21 protein-coding genes are annotated in these 18,891 nt (G+C 70.2%); 7 read left to right on the forward strand and 14 right to left on the reverse strand.

The window, feature by feature from the left end:
- Positions 1-168: 168 nt before the first annotated feature.
- From OG766_RS28995 to OG766_RS29005, 3 genes are all read left to right on the forward strand, one after another.
- A complete protein-coding gene (locus tag OG766_RS28995; protein ID WP_266387206.1) occupies positions 169-846 on the forward strand; it encodes a TetR/AcrR family transcriptional regulator in 678 nt (225 codons plus the stop codon).
- Between the two features lie 2 nt (positions 847-848).
- Positions 849-1,721, forward strand: a complete 873-nt coding sequence (locus OG766_RS29000; protein WP_328726549.1) for a class I SAM-dependent methyltransferase — start codon at positions 849-851, stop codon at positions 1,719-1,721.
- Positions 1,722-1,971: 250 nt separating this feature from the next.
- Positions 1,972-2,727, forward strand: a complete 756-nt coding sequence (locus OG766_RS29005) for a dienelactone hydrolase family protein (protein ID WP_266387200.1) — start codon at positions 1,972-1,974, stop codon at positions 2,725-2,727.
- A 90-nt stretch (positions 2,728-2,817) separates the two neighbouring features.
- Here OG766_RS29005 and OG766_RS29010 read toward each other — a convergent pair whose 3' ends face one another.
- The gene (locus OG766_RS29010) at positions 2,818-3,798 is read right to left on the reverse strand and encodes an alpha/beta hydrolase (RefSeq protein ID WP_328726550.1); all 981 of its coding nucleotides are present in this window, start codon (positions 3,796-3,798) and stop codon (positions 2,818-2,820) included.
- A 228-nt stretch (positions 3,799-4,026) separates the two neighbouring features.
- Here OG766_RS29010 and map point away from each other — a divergent pair, with 228 nt between their 5' ends.
- Positions 4,027-4,794, forward strand: coding sequence for a type I methionyl aminopeptidase (gene map, locus OG766_RS29015; protein WP_328726551.1), 768 nt, complete (start codon positions 4,027-4,029; stop codon positions 4,792-4,794).
- Between the two features lie 113 nt (positions 4,795-4,907).
- Here the strand turns inward: map and OG766_RS29020 are convergent, their stop codons facing one another.
- On the reverse strand, positions 4,908-5,540 hold the full coding sequence (locus tag OG766_RS29020; RefSeq protein WP_328726552.1) for a TetR family transcriptional regulator: 633 nt from the start codon (positions 5,538-5,540) through the stop codon (positions 4,908-4,910).
- An 82-nt stretch (positions 5,541-5,622) separates the two neighbouring features.
- On the opposite strand from OG766_RS29020, the gene OG766_RS29025 reads away from it, so the two are divergent.
- Complete coding sequence (locus OG766_RS29025) at positions 5,623-6,426, forward strand: SDR family NAD(P)-dependent oxidoreductase (protein WP_266387188.1); 804 nt, start codon at positions 5,623-5,625, stop codon at positions 6,424-6,426.
- 206 nt (positions 6,427-6,632) lie between these two features.
- On the opposite strand, the gene OG766_RS29030 is transcribed toward OG766_RS29025, so the two are convergent.
- The 4 genes from OG766_RS29030 to OG766_RS29045 all read right to left on the reverse strand — a co-directional run bounded on the left by OG766_RS29030 (position 6,633) and on the right by OG766_RS29045 (position 9,666).
- On the reverse strand, positions 6,633-6,953 hold the full coding sequence (locus tag OG766_RS29030; RefSeq protein WP_266387184.1) for a hypothetical protein: 321 nt from the start codon (positions 6,951-6,953) through the stop codon (positions 6,633-6,635).
- 295 nt (positions 6,954-7,248) lie between these two features.
- On the reverse strand, positions 7,249-7,779 hold the full coding sequence (locus OG766_RS29035) for a choice-of-anchor K domain-containing protein (protein WP_328726553.1): 531 nt from the start codon (positions 7,777-7,779) through the stop codon (positions 7,249-7,251).
- Positions 7,780-8,022: 243 nt separating this feature from the next.
- Positions 8,023-8,331: a hypothetical protein gene (locus OG766_RS29040; protein ID WP_266387177.1), complete on the reverse strand. Its 309-nt coding sequence runs from the start codon at positions 8,329-8,331 to the stop codon at positions 8,023-8,025.
- 261 nt (positions 8,332-8,592) lie between these two features.
- Entirely contained in the window at positions 8,593-9,666 is a 1,074-nt protein-coding gene (locus OG766_RS29045) for an alkene reductase (RefSeq protein ID WP_328726554.1), read from the reverse strand.
- 117 nt (positions 9,667-9,783) lie between these two features.
- Here OG766_RS29045 and OG766_RS29050 point away from each other — a divergent pair, with 117 nt between their 5' ends.
- Entirely contained in the window at positions 9,784-10,164 is a 381-nt protein-coding gene (locus OG766_RS29050; RefSeq protein ID WP_266387171.1) for a MerR family transcriptional regulator, read from the forward strand.
- A gap of 293 nt (positions 10,165-10,457) precedes the next feature.
- Here the strand turns inward: OG766_RS29050 and OG766_RS29055 are convergent, their stop codons facing one another.
- From OG766_RS29055 to OG766_RS29075, 5 genes are all read right to left on the reverse strand, one after another.
- Positions 10,458-11,171, reverse strand: coding sequence for a VOC family protein (locus OG766_RS29055; RefSeq protein WP_328726555.1), 714 nt, complete (start codon positions 11,169-11,171; stop codon positions 10,458-10,460).
- Between the two features lie 435 nt (positions 11,172-11,606).
- Positions 11,607-12,146: a GNAT family N-acetyltransferase gene (locus tag OG766_RS29060; protein WP_266387165.1), complete on the reverse strand. Its 540-nt coding sequence runs from the start codon at positions 12,144-12,146 to the stop codon at positions 11,607-11,609.
- A 124-nt stretch (positions 12,147-12,270) separates the two neighbouring features.
- Positions 12,271-12,762 (reverse strand): hypothetical protein, encoded by a 492-nt coding sequence (locus OG766_RS29065; protein ID WP_328726556.1) that lies wholly within the window; start codon positions 12,760-12,762, stop codon positions 12,271-12,273.
- Positions 12,763-12,988: 226 nt separating this feature from the next.
- Entirely contained in the window at positions 12,989-13,132 is a 144-nt protein-coding gene (locus OG766_RS29070; protein WP_328727591.1) for a hypothetical protein, read from the reverse strand.
- Positions 13,133-13,232: 100 nt separating this feature from the next.
- Entirely contained in the window at positions 13,233-14,393 is a 1,161-nt protein-coding gene (locus OG766_RS29075) for a magnesium and cobalt transport protein CorA (RefSeq protein WP_266387160.1), read from the reverse strand.
- Positions 14,394-14,780: 387 nt separating this feature from the next.
- Between OG766_RS29075 and OG766_RS29080 the strand changes: the two genes are divergently transcribed.
- A complete protein-coding gene (locus tag OG766_RS29080) occupies positions 14,781-15,992 on the forward strand; it encodes a winged helix DNA-binding domain-containing protein (protein ID WP_328726557.1) in 1,212 nt (403 codons plus the stop codon).
- Positions 15,993-16,072: 80 nt separating this feature from the next.
- Here OG766_RS29080 and lysA read toward each other — a convergent pair whose 3' ends face one another.
- The 3 genes from lysA to OG766_RS29095 form a co-directional block, all read right to left on the reverse strand.
- A complete protein-coding gene (lysA, locus tag OG766_RS29085) occupies positions 16,073-17,557 on the reverse strand; it encodes a diaminopimelate decarboxylase (RefSeq protein WP_328726558.1) in 1,485 nt (494 codons plus the stop codon).
- The gene (locus OG766_RS29090; RefSeq protein WP_328726559.1) at positions 17,557-17,988 is read right to left on the reverse strand and encodes an SAV_915 family protein; all 432 of its coding nucleotides are present in this window, start codon (positions 17,986-17,988) and stop codon (positions 17,557-17,559) included. Before OG766_RS29090 ends, lysA begins: the two co-directional genes overlap by 1 nt.
- Before the next feature lie 185 nt (positions 17,989-18,173).
- The gene (locus OG766_RS29095; protein ID WP_266387151.1) at positions 18,174-18,839 is read right to left on the reverse strand and encodes a LysE family translocator; all 666 of its coding nucleotides are present in this window, start codon (positions 18,837-18,839) and stop codon (positions 18,174-18,176) included.
- Positions 18,840-18,891: the final 52 nt, after the last annotated feature.

Genomic DNA, 18,891 nt, shown 5'->3' on the forward strand with positions numbered 1-18,891 from the left:
TTGTGGAGGAATCCTTGCGTATGAATCATCGCGAACAGCAGGGATTGTCGCGAACCATGGCCACCGCGATCGCGTGCGCGATCATGACCGTCGGGTCATGTCGACCGTAACGGCTAATGCGACCGCCCGGTCACCTTGGTGTTGGGCTCCCAGCAGGAGGAGGGCCGTATGACCGAGACGAAGGCCGCTCCGGGCCGGCGAGCGGACATGGTGCGCAACCGGTGCCTGCTCATCGAGGCGGCGAGCGCGGCGTTCGCCGAGCACGGGGTCGAGGCGTCCATGGGCGAGATCGCCCAACGCGCCGGCGTCGCCAAGGGCACCGTGTTCCGGCACTTCCCCTCGAAGGAGGACCTGCTCGCGGCGATCGTGCTGCAGATGCTCGACCGGCTCATTCGCACGGCGGACGGCCTTCGCGAGGCCGACGACGCGGCAGCGGCGCTCCGGGAGTTCATGACCGACGGCGTCGAAGTAATCGCCGCCGACCGGGCGTTCTGCGAAGTCTTCGGACGTCCGTCGCTGCAGCACGCCGAGGTGCGGGACACGATCGACCGTCTCTGCGCCGCCGCCGAGGCCCTCACGGCCCGGGCACGCGAACAGGGTGTCGTCCGCGACGACATCACGGGCACGGACATCGTGCTGCTGCTCGGCGGCATCCACCGGACGGCAGCGCCCCTGCTGGCCGCGCAGCCACAGGCATGGCGCCGCTACCTCGAACTGGCCCTGGACGGCCTGCGCGCCGCCGACGCCCAGCCCCTGCCGCACCGGCCGCCCCACCGCCTGCACCTCACCGACCAACCTGGGCTCACCGACACCTATGGGCTGACCGACGCCCCTGGGCTCGGCTGACCGTGGATGCGGCCGCCGGCTGGGAGTGGGACGACACGCTGTTCTCGGGCACGGCCGCCTACTACCGGCGCGGGCGGCTGCCCTACGCCCCCGGGCTGGCGGACGCGCTGGCCGAGATCCTGAAGCCCGACGGGCGTGGGCGTCTCGTCGACGTGGGGTGCGGACCGGGCACCCTGGCCCTGACGCTGGCGCACTTGTTCGGTGACATCGTCGGTGTGGACCCGGACGGCGGGATGATCACCGAGGCCGGACGCGCGGCCGCCGACGCGGGAATGACCGGGAAGCTGCGGTGGGTGCGGGCCCGTGCCGAGGAACTGCCCGCAGACCTGGGAGCGTTCGACGTCGCGATCTTCGGTCAGTCCTTCCACTGGATGGATCGCGACCTGGTGGCGGCTTCCATCCGGGACATGCTCCGGCCCGGCGGCGCGCTGGTGCACATCTCCGACCTGAAGAACGAGCATCGAACCATCGACGGCCTTCCGCATCCCGCCGTGCCGTACGAGTCCGTCGAGGACCTGATCCGGCACTACCTCGGACCGGTCCGACGAGCCGGCCGGGGCGTGCTGCCGCAGGGAACACCCGGCGGTGAGGCGGCGGTGCTCACCCGGGCGGGATTCACCGGCCCCCGGCGTCTCGTCGTCCCCGGCGGACAGGCGCTGGAGCGCACGTACGACGATGTCGTCGCGTGGGTGTTCTCGATGTCGTTCTCTGCTCCGCACCTGTTCGGCACGCGCCGCGAGGACTTCGAGGCGGACGTGCGTCGACTACTGTGCCGGGTCTCCCCGTCGGGCCGGTTCTCCGAACGCCGCCCGAGCACCGAGGTCTTCGTCTGGCGGAAAGGCCCTGCCGGCCCGCCATCTGCACCGGCCCGGTGATGGCGCACTACGCCGGCTGAGAGAAAACCACGCACCGCCGAGGCGGTCGCGCTTCGATGGGCTGTTGCTGTTGCTGTTGCTGTTGCTGTCGCCGGCTGCGAGGCGGGGGCTGAGAGGCGGGAGCCGGCGGGCTGGCGTGCCTGCCCGGGCGGGGAGGGCGGCAAGGTAACGTCCTGGCGTAAGGGTCCAGCCGTCCCCACCTGCCGGTTGGCCCGGTGAAGGGCCCGCCCCCACGAGAAGGAGAACGGTCATGCCCGCCGTGAGCGGAACCTTCGTGGACATCCCCACCCAGGACGGCACAGCCGACGCCTACCTGGCCCATCCCGACGACGGCGGCCCGCACCCGGCGGTGCTGCTCTACATGGACGCCTTCGGGCTGCGCCCCGGGCTGAGGGCGATGGCGGACCGCATCGCCTCGGCCGGCTACACCGTCCTGGTCCCCAACGTCTTCTACCGCCACGGCAGGGCCCCCGTGGTCGAACTGCCCGACTTCATCGACCCGGGCCGGCGCCCCGAGCTCTTCGACGCGCTCGGCCCGGTCATGCAAGCCCTCACCCCAGAGTTGGCCATGCGCGATGCGGACGCCTACCTGTCGTATCTCGCCGCCTCACCCCTGGCCGACGACGGACCGGTCGGCCTCACCGGCTACTGCATGGGCGCCGTTCTGGCGCTGCGTACCGCCGGAACGTACCCGGAGCGGGTCGCGGCCGCGGCCTGCTTCCACGGCGGACGCCTGGCCACGGACGCGGCGGACAGTCCGCACCTGCTCGCCGACCGCATCACGGCGGAGCTGTACTTCGGGCACGCGGACGAGGACCCGTCCATGACGGCCGACCAGATCGCCCTCCTCGAGAGGACCCTCACCGCAGCGGGCGTCAGGTATCACAGCGAGGTCTACCGCGGAGCCCGCCACGGCTTCACCCAGGCCGACACCGCCGCCCACGACGCCCAGGCGGAGGAACGCCACTGGCAAGCGCTGCTGGGCCTGCTGAGCCGCACACTCTGACCCGGGCCGATCGGCGTCGAAGTCCCACGGCTCCTCGCCGTCCTCTTCCGGGTCCTCGAACACGACAGGTGCCCGGTTTCCGGAGAGGCTTCAGGCGGGCAGGGAGGCGAGCCAGTCGGTCAGGAGCCGGTTGATCTCGGCGGGGCGCTCTTGCTGGATCCAGTGGCCGCAGCCGTCGAGGATCTGGCTGGAGAGCAGGCCGGGCAGGGTGGTGGGGTACGCCCTGATCGCATCGGCCATCCACGTGGTGGAGGCGTCCAGGCCGCCACCGACGAACAGGGACGGCTGGGTGAGGGGGGCGCCGTCGAAGTCGGCGAGATCTTCCCAGTCCCGGTCCATGTTCCGATAGCGGTTGAGGGCCCCGCTCATGCCGGTCCGCTCGAACTCCCCGGCGTAGACGTCCAGATCGTCTTCGCCGAGCCAGACGGGCAGCCGCCCGGTGGGGAAGCGGTCGCGCAGCCTCGCGCCTCGGCCGACGAAGTGCGGGCCGGGTGCGTCGGGCGCGGGCATGGTGTCGGCGGACAGGGCGGCGTAGAAGCCCGCGAGCCAGCCGCGCACGTCGGGCTCGATCTCGGCCTCGGCCCGGCCGGGCTCCTGGAAGTAGGAGACGTAGAACTCCTCGTCCGCACCCAGCTGCGCGAAGACCGTGCTCGGCCGCGGTCCGCCGCGCGGGGCGTACGGAACGCTGAGCATCCCCACCGCGCGGAAGACGTCCGGCCTGACCAGGGCGGAGTTGGCGGCTATGGCCGACCCCCAGTCGTGGCCGACGACCACCGCGGACTGTTCGCCCAGGGCGTGCACCACGGCGGCGTTGTCCTCCACCAGCTCCAGCATCCGGTACGCCTCGGGATCGCCGGGCTTGGAGGAACGACCGTAGCCGCGGACATCGATCGCGACCGCGCGGTACCCGGCTGCGGCCAGGACGGGCAACTGGTGGCGCCAGGAGTACCAGGACTCCGGGAAACCGTGGACGAGCAACACCAGCGGCCCGGTGCCTTGCTCCACCAGGTGGGTCCGGCCTGCGGGCGAGGAGACCAGCCGGTGGGTGACGTCCGTGGCCTGCTGCGACATGACTCCTCCAAGAATGCGACCTGCCGTGCGCCAGGACCGGTACCCGATCATGCGCGTAACGGCACAGGCGTGGCGAGTCCTGTTGCCGGTTCGGCAAAGCGGCGGTTCCGGGCGGTCCGAGGGTGCCTCTCCGAGGGCGCCATTCCGAGGGTGCCAGAGGATCCCGCGTGACCGTGATACTAATACCGGTATAAGTATTGGATCGACGTGCTGTGGAGAGCCGAACGCATGGTGGAGATCAAGACCGATGCCGCATTGGACGCGATGCGGGAAGCCGGACGTGTGGTGGCCCGTGCCCTGGCCGCGGTCCGAGAAGCGGCCGACGTGGGGGTGTCCCTGCGAGAGCTGGACGAAGCGGCCCGGTCGGTTCTGGCCGAGGCCGGAGCCGGCTCTCCGTTCCTCGGATACCGGCCGTCCTTCGCCCCGGTCGCTTTCCCTGCCGTGATCTGCACGTCCGTCAACGACGCCGTGTCGCACGGCATCCCCACCGGCTACCGGCTGCGCGACGGCGACCTGGTCAGCATCGACTGCGGCGCCCACCTCGACGGCTGGACGGGCGACGCGGCCATCACCTTCACCGTCGGAACGCCGCGCCCCGGCGACCTCGATCTGATCGACGCCACCCAGCAGGCCATCGACGCAGGCATCGCCGCCGCCCAGGTGGGCAGCCGCATCGGCGACATCTCCCACGCCATCGACACCGTCGCCCGCAAGGCGGGCTGCGGCATGCCCGCCGACTTCGGCGGCCACGGCATCGGCCGCCGCATGCACGAAGACCCTCATGTCCCCAACCGAGGCCGCCCCGGCCGTGGGTTCCCTCTCCGTCACGGCCTGGTCCTCGCCATCGAACCCATGCTCATGGCCGGCGGGCAGAACATCTACCGCACCGATAGCGACGGCTGGACCCTGCGCACCACCGACGGCAGCCGGGCCGCCCACATCGAGCACACCGTCGCCATCACCGACCAGGGTCCCCGCATCCTGACCCTGCCCTGACGTCTCCCGGGCCCTGCCCTGGCGTTTCCCGGACGCTGCCCTGACGTTCTCTCGCGTTCTCCCGGACGCTGCCGGATCCGGGACCGGATCGTTCGATGCCTGGTTCGGCACTCTCAGCCGTGGCCCCGCACCGCTGCGAGGCACTGGTCGTAGAGGTCTGCCAGGTCGAGCTGCCCGTCGTGTCTGGTCCAGAGCTCGGTCGCCGTGTCGACACAGGCGAAGACCGTCGCGACGATCGCCTTCGCGCGCGGGTCGGGGGCCTGGGCGGTGGCCCGTGTCGAGGTCGGGGCCTCGGTGGGTGCCGGGCCGGGGCGGGTACCGGTGTCCAGCCGCGCCTGGATGACCGGGACGAGGTCGGCCTGCCAGCGCAGTCGCTTCTCGATGTAGCGGGCGTGCAGCGAGGGGGTGTCGAAGATGAGGCGGGAAAGCTGCAGCACCCGCTCCGGGGTGTGGTTGGCGGTCAGGACGACCTCGAACCCGGCGCGCAGCGCATCCCACGCGGACACCTCGGCCGGCTGCTGCTCCACGGTCTGCTTCAGCAGCTTGCCCAGCGCCTCCTGGTCGCCGCAGACCAGGTCCTCCTTGGTGCCGAAGTAGCGGAACAGGGAGCGCTGCGAGATCCCCGCCTCCCGTGCGATCTGCGTGATCGTCGTCTGCTCGTAGCCCTGTTCGGCGAAGAGTCGGACCGCCGTGTCCAGGATCGCCTGGACGGCGATCTGCCGTGAACGGTCCCACAAGGTCGTCATGGACGTCAGGCTACCCCCTCTAGACAGAAGCCGACTAGTTGGCATTAACTGCCAGGAAGGCAGCGACTGAAAGAAGGTAACCATGGCAGCCGTCGACTACCACGGACAGACCACACTGATCACCGGCGCCAGCGCGGGTCTCGGCGCCGAGTTCGCCCGCCGGCTCGCCACCCGCGGCTCCGACCTGGTGCTGGTCGCCCGCCGCCGGGAACGCCTGGAGGAGCTGGCCGCCGAGCTGCGCGCACGGCACCGGATCCAGGTCCACGTCGTGGAGATGGACCTGGCCACGGACAACCCCGGACAGGCGCTGGCCGAGCGGATGGAGCGGCTCGGCGTACGCGTCACCAGCGTGATCAACAACGCCGGGTTCGCCGGCTTCGGCCCCTTCCACCAGGCTGATCCGGTACGGCTGCGCCAGGAGATCGCCGTCGACGTGACCGCGGTGGCCGACATCAGCCGCGCCTTCATCGAGCAGCTGCGTACGGCGGGGCGCGGGGTGCTGGTCAACGTGGCGAGCATGGCGGCCTACCAGCCCAACCCACGTATGGCGGTCTACGGGGCGACCAAGGCGTTCGTCCTGAGCCTCACCGAGGCACTGTGGGAGGAGTCGCGCGGCACCGGTCTGCGGGTGCTGGCCCTGTCCCCCGGTGCCACCCGGACCGAGTTCTTCGACGTGGCGGGCACGGAGCAGGCCGCCGGAGGGACCAGGCTCGCCTCACCCGCCGACGTCGTCCGCACCGCGCTGACCGCCCTGGACCGCAGGAACCCGCCCCCCAGCGTCATCGCGGGACGCATGAACCGGGTGATGGCCTTCCTCGCCCGCCGCCTGGCCACCCGACGGCAGGTCATCCGAGCCATCGGCCGGCTCACCGCCGAGGGGGCGTGAGGATTCCGGCGATTCCGGCGATTCCGGCGTCCTGCGGCTGCATGCCCCCGAGTTCAGGCCGAGCTGTACGACAGGGGCAGGCTCCAGGGGGGTGTCCCCGGCGTGCTCCTCGGCACCCTCGCCCTCGCCCCGCAAGGCGGTCACCAGCTTGGTGAAGCAGCGCGGAGTCAGCCCGGTGAACGGCGCTGTCCAGACACCTCAGGGTCCTAACGCGTCAAGTCCCCGTCGGTGAGCGCATGTTGTCCCCAGCGATTCCAGAGCGTCTGATGCCATTCGCCGGCATCGGTGTCGGGTGGCGTCAGCGGCGGCACCGGCCCTGGGCTGGTCTCGATCAGGTGCACCAGCGACCAGGCGACGCCATAGCAGTCGTCGGGGCCGAAGCAGGCAGCCAAAGCCTGCGCCTCGTCGGGTGTGACAGGCGCGGAGATGGCTTCGAGTTGTCTGACCCGCCGGTCGATCTCCTCCTCGTCGGCATCCCAGTCGGGCAGGGGTCCGTGGGCGACGAATGTCTGAACTTCGGGTCTCATCTCTGAATGATCGACTGCTGCGGCGGCCTGAGCAAGGTGCGTTGCCGCAGGTCAGGCGGCAGCCGTGTCGGTCACCGAGGGCGGTGTTGGGATGGCTGCCAGTTCGTCGAACCGTTCGCTGTGCTGGAGGCAGACACGTGGCACTCCTGGGTCGCGGCGTCCTGCGGCCCGAAGCGCACGAGCTTCGGGAGCAGCCCGGACCTCTGAGGGGAGTCGGGGCTTCGTCTCCGGCTTCGCGAAGCGGTCCGTGGTCTTCGATGAGGTCCCGGGCGTGGGTGCCGTCCTCGTATCGAGGCTATGCCGGGCCCTGATACGGCGTGAACGAGGCTCTCAGTTCAGCGGTGTTGGGGTCCTTGGCGTCCTCGACGCTGACGAAGTGCCTGGTGATCTGGCCGAACTGCAGGAACCCCTGGACGTGCATGTCGTACCAGCGACCGTCGACTTCCACGACCTGCTCGAACTTGACCTCTTCCAGTTCGACTGTGTCTTCTTGTGACGCACCCACGTTGGGCGTCTCGTGATGCTGGAACTTCATCGGGCCGACCGTGCGCCGGTCCTTGTTGCCGAAGGCCACGGTGACGGTGAGTTCCGCCGTGAACATCGGGTTCGGCGGCATGGGGATCACGTGGTTGTAGTGCTTGAAGGTGCCGATCACACTCGGGATGCCGTCGAGTGACACCTGGGTGGAGCACCCCTCGAAGACGTAGGAGCTCTTCACATCGTCCGTGACGTCGCCCCAGGCGAGACGCTTGGTTTGCAGACCGCTGAACTGCGATGCGTCCACGTCGACACCCGTCCAGACGCCGCTGCTGAGGACATTGACCATGCCAGGAGTGCTCCTTCCCCGGGTTCATCCGGCGAACTTCCGTCAGGCGCGGGGGCTGTCGCGAGTGCGCCCATGACGCACCGTAAGCGCAAGGGCACGGTGAGCTGAATGGGAGAATGAGGCAGTGTCGGCATGGCGTGATCACAGCGTCGATCGCGCGTGCGAGCCCGGCCGGCTTGTCGGAATCGGCCCATGACAGTCGTCGTTCCGGCTCATTGTCGCAAAGCCGCCGGGCTTCCTGGCTCACCGGAGGTGGGTGCGGTTTCGATGCAGCCGATGAGGCCGGGGAAGGGGCCGGCCGATGTCGGCCGGCCAACTGGGTCTGATGTCGGCAAAGAAGTCCGCGAAGTTCTTCCGCAAGTACTGCGGATCGGACGGCTTCAGCCGGAGCTGCTGACGGTCGAACGCCCACCAAACCTCGAAATCAGTGACGGTGCCTTCGGCGGGCCATCGTTCCGCCTGTTCCGGCAACAGCAGGACGTCGACGAAGCCCCCGACGCCCAAGCCGATATCTACGAAGATCCCGATCGCCCCAGGTCTGGGCACCTTCACGACTGTGCCCCGCAAGACTTGCCCGAAGCGCAGGCCCCCTCGAATCCGCTCCCACTCCGCATCTGTAACCACACAGCGCATCCTCGCAGCCCACGGCACTGAGGCAGTCCGATCTCGTGGCGAACCGACGCTCGCCACGCGATCGGACTGACTGTGCCAACAGCATCGAGGTGTCGACGGCGGGGCGCGCGACGGGACCGGACGGGACCGGGCACCGACCCCACCTCGACGTCCAGCGGTCCAGGGAGACCGCCTGCCGCATCAGCCCGTGTGCTGATAGGCCGGGTAGGTGAGGTAACCCGCGTCGCCGCCCTGGTAGTACGTGGCCTCGTCCACCGGGGCGATCGGAAGTCCGAGCCGCAGTCGCTCGACCAGGTCCGGGTTGGCGATGAAGGCGCGGCCGAAGCTGATGAGGTCCGCGCCCAGACCGAGCCAGTGATCCGCGTCCGTCCGGCCGGTCTGCTTCGGTCCCATCGGGAGTGTCGGGTTGACGATGAGGGTGCCCGGCCAGGCTCGGCGCAGTCCGAGGAGCACGTGTTCGTCGGTGGTGGCTTCGAGATGGACGTAGGCCACTTCGAGGCGGGCCAGTTCGGTGAGCAGCGCGGCGTACAGCACGGGAACGTCGGTTTCCGCAACGCCCCAGAACGTCCCACCCGGAGAGAGGCGGATGCCGGTCCTGGTCTTGCCCACGGCGTCGATCGTGGCAGCTGTCGCCTCGACGGCGAACCGGATCCGGTTGGTCACCGAGCCTCCGTAACGATCCGTGCGCACGTTGGCGTTGGAGGAGAGGAACTGAGAGATCAGATAGCCGTTGGCGCCGTGCAGCTCGACCCCGTCGAAGCCGGCGTCGACGGCGCGACGAGCGGCCTCGGCATACGACTGGGCGTGCTCAGGCACATCGGCGGTGTCCAGAGCGCGCGGCACGGGCGCGGGCTGGGGCCCGGTCGGGGTGAACACGTCGCCGGCGGCGGGGACGGCCGAGGGCCCGACCGGCTGCATACCGGTGGTGTCGGAGTGGGAGACCCGGCCGCCGTGCATGATCTGGGCGGAGATCCGGCCGCCGTTGGCGTGTACCGCAGCAGTCACCGGGCGCCACGACTCGACCTGTTCATCGGTGTGGAGTCCCGGCGTCCCCGGATTCGACTGCCCGATCAGGCTCGGCTGCACTCCTTCGGTGAGGATCAGCCCGGCCGTCGCCCGCTGGGCGTAGTACGTCGCCATCGACGGTGTCGCCAGACCGCCTGCGGCGGCCCGGACCCGCGTCATCGGGGCCATCACCACGCGGTTCGGCAGGGTCAGGTCGCCGAGTCGATGGCTGTCGAAGAGCGTCGTCACTGTGGGGCTCCTTCGTGCTCCGTAGCGCCCGAACCTCGGGCACAGCAGCTACGCTAAAACCTGACATTGACGTCAGAGGCAAGCTGTTGTGCTGCAGGTCATAGCCAGGAGGACGAGATGCGTATCGGGGAGCTCGCGGCGCGGGCCGGGGTCAGTGTCCGGTCGGTGCGCTACTACGAGGAGCAGGGCCTGCTCACCAGCACCCGCAGCGCCAGCGGCCAGCGGCATTACACGGACAGCGAGGTGGAGCGGGTCACGTTCATCCAGCGGCTGTATGCCGCAGGGCTCTCCAGCCGCACCATTGTTGAACTGCTGCCGTGCGTCGATTCGCCCAGCGAGGAGCACTCCGACGCCGCGCTGGAGCGGATGATCCAGGAACGTGACCGGCTCTCCGACCACATCGCCGAGCTCATCCGCACCCGGGACGCACTCGACCAGGTGATGGCCGCGGCTCAGGCGCACCGGGAGAGTCTGCGCGCGGCCGTGGCCGCCACCTGAGCCTGATGAGACGAACCTCGCCGTGACCAACGTTCACTACGGCACGGCCCACGGCCAACCCTCCGCGAGACAGGACAGCCGGGTACGAAGTGGGCCGCCCCGGCAGGGAGCTGACCTGGTCCTCGTAGGCGATCCATACGGTTCATGGGGACGACGTGGCTGCCGCGGTGATGGCGTGCCGGGTCACCGTCAGCGGCTGGGAATCCAGCAAGACCAGGACGGAGCCGCAAGGGCCCGTGGGACGGTGGGCCCGCAGCAGCAACCGCCGAACGCGGCTCCCTTGGGTGCCGGCTTCACCGGCCCGTGAGTACGCGGAACTCGTTGCCGTCGGGGTCGGCCAGCAGCACTGCGCCGTCCTCGCCGTGGGCGGAGTCGAGACGCTTCGCCCCGAGGGAGAGCAGGCGCTCGACCTCCGCCTGCTGATCGCCGTCCGGCGCGAGGTCGAAGTGCAGGTCCTTGCCGGGGTCCGGCATCAGCGGCGGACCGCCCCACGTGATCTTCGTACCGCCGTTCGGTGACTGGATGGCGGTCTCCTCGTCCTGGTCCCAGACCAGCGGCCAGCCCAGCGCCTCGCTCCAGAAGTAGCCCACGGCCTGCGAACCATCGCAGGCGAGCGCTCCGATGAGGCCACAGCCGGCGAGGAACTTGTTGCCCGGCTCGAGGACGCAGAACTCGTTGCCCTCAGGGTCGGCGAGGACCACATGGGCCGCGTCCGGACCCTGGCCGACGTCGGCGTGCTGCGCGCCCAGGTCGAGCGCCCTGGCCACGGTCTCCTGCTGCTCCTCCAGGGAGGAGCTGGTCAGGTCGAAGTGCAGCCGGTTCTGGGCGGACTTCTGCGCCTGGGTGGGACGGAAGCCGAGGCGGTAGCCGGCGTCATTCCCGGACATCAGGGCGACGCCGTCGTAGGAATCGTCGGCACTCACCAAGTTCAGGACCCCGGACCAGAAATGCGCCAGGCGCTCCGGCTGGTGCGCGTCGAAGGAGATCGCGATGAGTCGACTGGTCATTGCGCCACGCTTCCTCGGTCCGTTGAGTGTCAACTGTCGACGGGGCGCCATGTCTGCGCCTCGAACGATGATAGGTGTAGCTGTGTTCCGCTGGTCAGCTCTGGCTCAACTCCCGTGGTGTGCCCCCGCCTCGCTCGCGGAACGCGTCGGCGCTGAGCCGGCCGGGCGTACGAGCCGCCAGATCTTACGGCCCCCGATGACCGCGGCTGCAAGCGCGGCGACCGAGAAGAAGACAACCAGAAACGGGCTCTTGCACCTGGCCGCGGTCACGACCATCCAGAGGAAGACAGCCCAGTCCACCCAGGTCCGCTTCAACAACGCCGCCAAGCCGCTCACGATGCCCTCCTGCCAGGAGAGTAGATCACGCGGAGGAAGGCACCGGACTCCGTCCCCGCAGTGCCGTCGAGTTGCGGATCCGCGCCGTCGGGCACGAGCTCAATCGGACGGCGTGACCGGCGACCACATGCCGAGCCACTGCTCGGCGCCGTAGGCCTCGAATCGTTCCACCTCGATGAACCCCAGCTTCGCCGCGAGACGCATCGAGCCGACGTTGGCGGTCTGGGTGGTGAGCACCACCGGCTCGCCGGGAAGGACGCCGGCGAGCCAGCCGAGGGCCGCCGCGCACGCCTCGGCGGCGTATCCGAATCCCCACGCTCGCGGCAGGAACAGGTAGCCGAGATCGGCCTTTCCCGTCGCCGCCGGGCGACTGTGCCCCGTTGCTCTCCTGAGCAGGATCTGGCCGATCATCGACCCGTCGAGCTCGATGACGAAGCTCCCGGGCCACCGCTCGGGCACCTCGGGCATCTCGCGCTCAAGTTCGTCACGCGGCCGGGGGCCGCCGAGGTAGGTGTGCACCTCAGGCGAGGCGTGCAGCTCGATGAACGCCGCACGGTCCCGGGCCTCGGGCTCACGGAGCACGAGCCTCTCGGTCCTGATCGGGGCAGGTGGCCAGGCGACCGTTCCGAGCTCAGTCATGCCGGCCAGCCAATCAGCAGGCCCGGCAGCGATCAAGACTCGCGGACCGATCGCCCCACCGGGCCAGGCCCCACCTGCCCCTGAGGTCCGGCGCGCTGAGCAGCCCGGTCGATGGCCGCCGGCGTCAGTCGCCGCGCGGCCCCCGGAAGTCCACCGACGTGACGAGGGCGTAGTCGAAGTAGATCGGGTCTCCCTCCTCGTCCGTCGGGTACTCGAAGCTGCTCTCATTCGACAGGATCACCTTGAGGTCTGGGAGGGTGTCCACGCCGTCGCCGTTCTGCACGACCGTGTGGCCGCGTTCCTCAAGGCGCTCCAGCAGCTCTTCGCTGAGGGTCCGGAAGACGTCGAGCCCGTCGAGGACGACCGTCACATCCGCTTCCTCGATCCGGAACCGGTACACATGGATGTCGGTCAGGGCGCCCTTGGTGAAGCCGAGACTGAACTCCATCCGGGACTCCCCGTGTTCGCAGAGCACCTGTCCAGGCGCGTCGCTGTAGTCCGGGTCGGACGGAGCGAAGCCCAGTTCGCGTGCGGCCCCGACCGCCTCGTCGGCCGACATACCGAGCCTGAGCGTGGCAACTCCCACGTCCGGCAGCAGCTCCAGAATCATCGCCATCCCTTCCCACCGTTCGATGCGTACCTTCGCCTACTCTGATCTTGGCGTGCGAGACGTTGACCGCGCGCTGCCCGGTCCTGTCCGGCCTGCACGCGGAACTCCGGGAGGACAGGTTGATCTTGATCGACAACTCGTCCACCAGGAGCTGCACTTCGTCACGCACACGGTGGCCCGCTGCGCTCGACCCGGTCCGTGGGCAGGGAGGGCGAAGGCTCCGTACGGGTCTTCAGACCGCAGGCAGCGGAAGCGTTACCCGTGGTCCCAAGCCGAACTCCTCGGCCTCTTCGATCCAGGGAAACGAGTAGGAGCCGTCCAGCAGGTCGAGCGTCGGCAGCAACGGCACGCGGATCTCGGCAACCATGATGGGCACGCGCCCATCCTGCACCCAGCGCCAGCTTCTCCCCAGGGCCTCGACGTGATGCCTCTAGTAGTTCGCGAACACGACGTCGATGGGCGGATCTTGCCTGTCGTTACAGCCAGTCGCGGTGCTTGAAGATGAAGTACAGGCTCACGCAGACGATCCCCATCAGGGCGACCGCGAACGGGTAGCCGAATGCCCAGTGCAGCTCCGGCATGTTGTCGAAGTTCATGCCGTAGATGGTTCCCACCAGTGTGGGTGCAAAGAGAATGGCCGCCCAGGACGAGATCTTCTTGATCTCCTCGTTCTGTTCGAAGCCTGCCTCCGCGAGCGCCCGCATCTCCGCGTTCTGTTGCTGTGTCACCAGCGTCGCGTTGACCGTCAGGATGTCCGCGAGGGCCTGGCGGAAGCCGTCGACGCGTTCGCTGGTGTGAGTGACGTGGTCGGCGACGTCGCGGAGGTAGCGCTGGAGTTCCTCGTCCGTGCCGTATTTGGCGAAGCCGGCCATCAGGGCGTGGAGCATGCCGACCAGCGGGCGGGTGGCACGCTGGAACTCGACCATTTCGCGGGAGAGTTCGTAGATGCGGCGGGACACCGCCGGGTCGCCGCCGAAGACTTCGGTCTCGATCTCGTCGATGTCGTTCTGTACGCCCGCGACGACCGGGGCGTACCCGTCGACGACCGCGTCGAGGACGGCGTAGAGCACCGCCTCCGGGCCGAGGGCCAGGAGTTCGGGGGTGGACTCCATGCGGCGGCGCACCGCCGAGAGGTCCGGAGCCGCGCCGTGGCGGACCGTGATCAGGAAGTCGCGGCCGACGAAGATGTGCAGCTCGCCGAAGTCGACCTCCTCCTGGGCGTCGAGGTAGCGGGCGGCGCGCAGGACGACGAAGAGCGTCTCGCCGTAGCGCTCCAGCTTGGGGCGCTGATGGGCCTCCAGTGCGTCCTCGACGGCCAGCTCGTGCAGGTCGAACTCCGCGGCAAGTGACAGCAGTTCGGACTCGGTCGGCCGGTGCAGGCCGATCCAGGCCATGCCGGCGGGATCCTCGCGCAGCTGCCGGAAGGTCTCCGCGAGCGACGCGGGCGAGGAGACGCGGTGGCCGTCGCGGTACAGCGCGGCCTGGACGATGCTGCCCTGGTCCTTCTGCACGGGAGGGGGCGGGGACGGCGCGGGAGGGGGCTCGGGCGGCGCGGGCGGGGCCGGGTCGGGGGACACTCGGCGGCGCCAGGCGTGTCTCTTCGGGGCCGCGGCGGAACGGGCTCGTCGGTCGGACATCCTGGGTCACCTCCCGCGCGAGGTGCAGGCCGCGTGTCTGCGTACACGCGGTGCACATGCGTTCTGAACGGTCATGAACGGCCATGAGCAGCCACGGAGCGGCCACTGAGCGGCCACGGAGCAGGATATACGCGCTCACTTGTACCGGCATCGTGGACCGGGGTGCACTGGCGCACCGGCGTCATGGACCTGGGTGCATCGGGGGCCCGGACCCGGGTGCACTTGGCGTCGCGGACCCGGTGCATCGTCACGGACCTGGCCGCACCTGGCGTCGCGGGCCCGGAGCATCGGCAATACGGACCCGGGCACATCGGCATCGCGGGCCCGAGGCTACGTCGCGGTCCTTGCGGACAGAAGTTGTCCGCAAGGGCGGGTAGCGTGCCGGTCATGGCCTCGAAGACACCCCCAGTTCTCGGCCCCAGGGCCCTCGGCCGCGCCACCCTGGACCGTCAGCTGCTGCTGCGCCGCGATCCGGAGCACCGGATGACCGCCGCGGCGGCCGTGGACCACCTCGTGGGGCTCCAGGCGCAGAACGTCAAGCCGCCGTACTACGCCCTCGCGGCCCGTCTGCACGGCTTCCGTCCGCAGGAACTCTCCGAGCTGATGGAGTCGAGGGAGGTGGCCCGCCTGGTCACGATGCGTTCCACCATCCACACCCACACGGCGCGCGACTGTCTGACCCTGCGCCCGTTCGCGCAGGCGGGCGGCCCCGACCGGGAACTGAGGATGTTCCTGAAGCGGCTGGACGGTGTCGACCTCGACCGGCTCACCGCGATCGGCCGGGAACTCGTCGAGGAGCGCCCCCGGCCGGTCGGGGAGCTCCGCGACGCCCTGCTCGCGCACTGGCCCGACGCCGATCCGCTCGCCCTCACCACCGCCGTGCGCTGTCTGCTGCCGCTGGTGCAGATCACCCCGCGCGGGCTGTGGGGCCGAAGCGGCCAGGTCACGCTCACCACCGCCGAGCAGTGGTTCGGCCGGCCCGTCGAACCCGTTCCCCGGCCGGACGCGATCGTACGGCGCTATCTGGCCGCCTTCGGGCCCGCCTCGGTGAAGGACATGCAGGCCTGGTCGGGACTGACCCGGCTGCGGGACGCCTTCGAGCGGCTGCGGCCCGAGCTGCTCACGTTCCGGGACGAGAGCGGCACGGAACTGTTCGACCTTCCCGACGCACCCCGTCCCGACCCGGAGACCCCCGCACCGCCGCGCTTCCTGCCCGAGTTCGACAACCTCCTGCTCTCCCATGCCGACCGCTCCCGTCTCGTCCCGCAGGAGTTCAGGCAGCGGACCTGGAAGGGCAACCAGGCCCGTTGCGTGTTCCTCGTCGACGGACTGCTCGCCGGCGTGTGGAGGCTGGACGCCTCCGGGACCGCGGCCTCCGGGACCGCGGCCTCCGGGACCGCGGCCTCCGGGACCAGCGCGCCAGGAACCAGCGCGCCGGGAACCACCGCGCCAGGGACCACCGCGACCCTCACCGTGCAGAGCTTCGGGACGCTCACGCGGGCACAGCGCACCGCCGTGGCCGAGGAGGGCGAGCGGCTGCTCGCCGCGATGACCTCGGCCACGGCGCGTGAGGTGCGTTTCGCGGAGTTCACGGACTGACGCCCGTGCCCGCGGCGGCCCGTGCCCGCGGCGCGGGTGGCACCTTCCGCGGTGGTATGTGCCGGCGGTGGCACGTGCCGTCAGAGGCCCACGTCCCGCCGCAGCAGATCGTCGATGCTCTCGCGCCGTACCAGCAGCCGTGACCGGCCCACCGCGGCCACGGCCACCACCGGCGGTCTGCCGGTGGTGTTGTAGCCGGACGCCATCGACACGTGGTACGCCCCCGACACCGGCACCGCCAGCACATCGCCCGGCCGTACGTCCTCGGGCAGTTCCACCGACTCCGCGAGTACGTCGCCCGCCTCGCAGTGCCGCCCGACCACCGTCGTCGCGCGCATCGGTCCGGACGGGACGCGGCCGACCATACGGATCGCGTACCGCGCCCCGTACAGCGCGGGTCGCGGGTTGTCGCTCATGCCGCCGTCCACCGCGACGAAGACCTGGCCGCCCGACCGCTTCACCGACAGCACCCGGTACAGGGCCACACCCGCCGGTGCCATGATCGAGCGGCCCGGCTCGACCGTGAGCCGCGGCATCGGGAAGTCGAACTCGTCGCAGGCGCGCAGCAGCTCGTCGCTGATACGGCGCCCGAACCAGGCGGGCGACGGTGCCGGGTCGTCCGGCAGATACGGCACCGCGAAGCCACCGCCCAGGTCCAGCTCGCGCAGGGTGATCCCGTAGCGGTCGCGGATGCGGGTCAGGAACGCGACCAGGCGCCGCACGGCCTGGGCGTACGGCTCGGGCGTGGTGATCTGCGACCCCAGGTGGCAGTGCAGGCCGACCAGTTCGAGGCTGGGCTGGCCGAGGATCCGCGACACGGCGTCCTCCGCGTCACCTCCGGCGATCGAGAGGCCGAACTTCTGGCCCTCCGCGCCCGTCCGGATCTTCTCGTGCCCGCCCGCCTCGATCCCGGGCAGCACGCGCACCATCACCTGCTGCGCCCCCGGGCCCTGGACCTGCGCCGCGATACGGGCGATCTCGCAGTCCGAGTCGATGACGATGCGGCCGACGCCGATCCGCAGCGCGGAACGCAGGTCCTCCGGCGACTTGGCGTTGCCGTGCAGCACGATCCGGTCCGCGGGGAAGCCACGGGTCGCGGCCAGCTCCAGCTCGCCCGCCGAGCAGACGTCGAGCCCGAGCCCCTCCTCCTCGATCCAGTCGACGACGGCCCGGCACAGGAACGCCTTGCCGGCGTAGACGATCTCGGCGTCCGGCAGCGCCCGGCGCCAGGCCCGCGCCCTGGCGCGTACCTCGTCCTCGTCGAGGACGTACGTCGGCGTCCCGTACCGCTCCGCGAGTCCGGCCAGCGAGACTCCGGAGATCGTGATGTCGCCGCCGGGGGCCGGTGCGGCGGACGCGGGCCACACGGACGGCGTCGCGGTCGTCGTCACCGGCGTACCTGTGTCCGTACCCGAGTCCGTACCTGCGTCCGGAGCCGAGTCCGTACCCGAGTCCGTACCCGAGTCCGGAGCCGAGGCCGGCGTCGCGGCCGGTGGTGTCGTGGGCGGCGGCAGGGAGACGGGCGCGGCCGGTACGGACACGGCGTGCGTCAACTGGCCGGCCATCAGCTGAGAATCCCGTGGATCGCGGCGACGGCCGTATACATGGCGGCCGCCGCACCGGTCACCCGGAGCACACCGACGGCCTCCGGGTCCCAGGCCGGGCGGCGCGAGCACGACGGCTCCGCGGGCGTGGGGCGAGGGGCGGCCGGCGCCGGAGCGGTGAGCTGCGGGTCCACGGTCACCGCGGTCACCCCGAGAGGTTCCGAGAGGGCCCGCAGCGCGGGCTCCGCGAGCCTGATCCACGTCTGTGTGCTGCCCAGGACGGCGGTCAGACGCCGTTCACTGGTGAAACCGACGGCGGTGCGTACGCCGAGCGGTGTGCGCATGAAGCGCAGCTGGTGTCCCCCGGCAGAGCCGAGCCGAACTGGTACGAACAGCGGCCCCGCCGGGCGGGGTTCGTCGGGGTCCGCTTCGTCGATGACGAGATTGTCCATGATGCCCTCCGGGCGAACGGATCAGCTGCCGTACGTGTGTACCGGCACCTGGAAGCGTTGCCCCGGTGTCCCGCCCGGCGAAGTGGGACCGCCGTTTCATGACGCGGCGCTGATCCGTACGGGCCATCCTTTGACGCGCTCCTGACGGTGACGGCGCCGAATGCCCGCGAGGGGGTGCTGGCGTGTCAGTCCGCGCGGCCGGTGGCCGCGACCGTGACCCCGAGCCCGATCATGGCGAACCCGCCCGCGCCGCCGACCAGTGAGAGCCGCCGCTCCGAGCGGGCGAACCAGTTGCGCGCCGACGCCGCACCGAGCCCCCACAGGGTGTCCGTGACCAGCCCGATCGAGATCGGGACCAGTCCCAGCAGGAGCATCTGGCCGGTCACATGGCCCAGGGAGGGGTCCACGAACTGGGGGAGTACGGCGGCGAAGAAGACGATGCCCTTCGGGTTGGTGACCCCGACGACCGCCCCGTCCACGACCGTCCGCAGATCACCGCGCCCCGGGCGCGCGGAAACCGTGCCGGCGGGAACGCCGGCCGTGGCGGCCGAGACCCTCAGCTCCTTCCGGTGCCGGAACGCCTGCACACCGAGGTGGACGAGGTAGGCGGCGCCGGCCAGCTTCACCACGACGAACACGGTCACGGAGCTCTCCACGAGGGAGCCGATACCCAGCGCGACGGCGACGACCAGTACGTACGAGCCGAAGACGTTGCCGAGCGCCGTCGCCACGGCGGTGCGTCGCCCGTGCGCCAGCGCACGCCCGATCACGAAGAGCACGCTCGGCCCTGGAATCACGATCACAAGCAGCGACATCGCCGCGAAGGCGAGCATCCTGTCCGTGGACACCATCACGTGCACCTCTCCCTCGACATGCACCTCTCCCTCGCTCCGTCCTGCGACC

This window comes from Streptomyces sp. NBC_00259, assembly GCF_036181745.1.
Taxonomy (GTDB): domain Bacteria; phylum Actinomycetota; class Actinomycetes; order Streptomycetales; family Streptomycetaceae; genus Streptomyces; species Streptomyces pratisoli.

Coding starts and splice junctions, on each gene's coding strand:
- OG766_RS29060 (WP_266387165.1), bottom strand. CDS start 12,146: ATGACTGAGCTCGGAACGGTCGCCTGGCCACCTGCCCCGATCAGGACC.
- OG766_RS28995 (WP_266387206.1), top strand. CDS start 169: ATGACCGAGACGAAGGCCGCTCCGGGCCGGCGAGCGGACATGGTGCGC.
- OG766_RS29020 (WP_328726552.1), bottom strand. CDS start 5,540: ATGACGACCTTGTGGGACCGTTCACGGCAGATCGCCGTCCAGGCGATC.
- map (WP_328726551.1), top strand. CDS start 4,027: ATGGTGGAGATCAAGACCGATGCCGCATTGGACGCGATGCGGGAAGCC.
- lysA (WP_328726558.1), bottom strand. CDS start 17,557: ATGGCCGGCCAGTTGACGCACGCCGTGTCCGTACCGGCCGCGCCCGTC.
- OG766_RS29080 (WP_328726557.1), top strand. CDS start 14,781: ATGGCCTCGAAGACACCCCCAGTTCTCGGCCCCAGGGCCCTCGGCCGC.
- OG766_RS29010 (WP_328726550.1), bottom strand. CDS start 3,798: ATGTCGCAGCAGGCCACGGACGTCACCCACCGGCTGGTCTCCTCGCCC.
- OG766_RS29005 (WP_266387200.1), top strand. CDS start 1,972: ATGCCCGCCGTGAGCGGAACCTTCGTGGACATCCCCACCCAGGACGGC.
- OG766_RS29030 (WP_266387184.1), bottom strand. CDS start 6,953: ATGAGACCCGAAGTTCAGACATTCGTCGCCCACGGACCCCTGCCCGAC.
- OG766_RS29035 (WP_328726553.1), bottom strand. CDS start 7,779: ATGGTCAATGTCCTCAGCAGCGGCGTCTGGACGGGTGTCGACGTGGAC.
- OG766_RS29025 (WP_266387188.1), top strand. CDS start 5,623: ATGGCAGCCGTCGACTACCACGGACAGACCACACTGATCACCGGCGCC.
- OG766_RS29050 (WP_266387171.1), top strand. CDS start 9,784: ATGCGTATCGGGGAGCTCGCGGCGCGGGCCGGGGTCAGTGTCCGGTCG.
- OG766_RS29090 (WP_328726559.1), bottom strand. CDS start 17,988: ATGGACAATCTCGTCATCGACGAAGCGGACCCCGACGAACCCCGCCCG.
- OG766_RS29065 (WP_328726556.1), bottom strand. CDS start 12,762: ATGGCGATGATTCTGGAGCTGCTGCCGGACGTGGGAGTTGCCACGCTC.
- OG766_RS29095 (WP_266387151.1), bottom strand. CDS start 18,839: ATGGTGTCCACGGACAGGATGCTCGCCTTCGCGGCGATGTCGCTGCTT.
- OG766_RS29075 (WP_266387160.1), bottom strand. CDS start 14,393: ATGTCCGACCGACGAGCCCGTTCCGCCGCGGCCCCGAAGAGACACGCC.
- OG766_RS29055 (WP_328726555.1), bottom strand. CDS start 11,171: ATGACCAGTCGACTCATCGCGATCTCCTTCGACGCGCACCAGCCGGAG.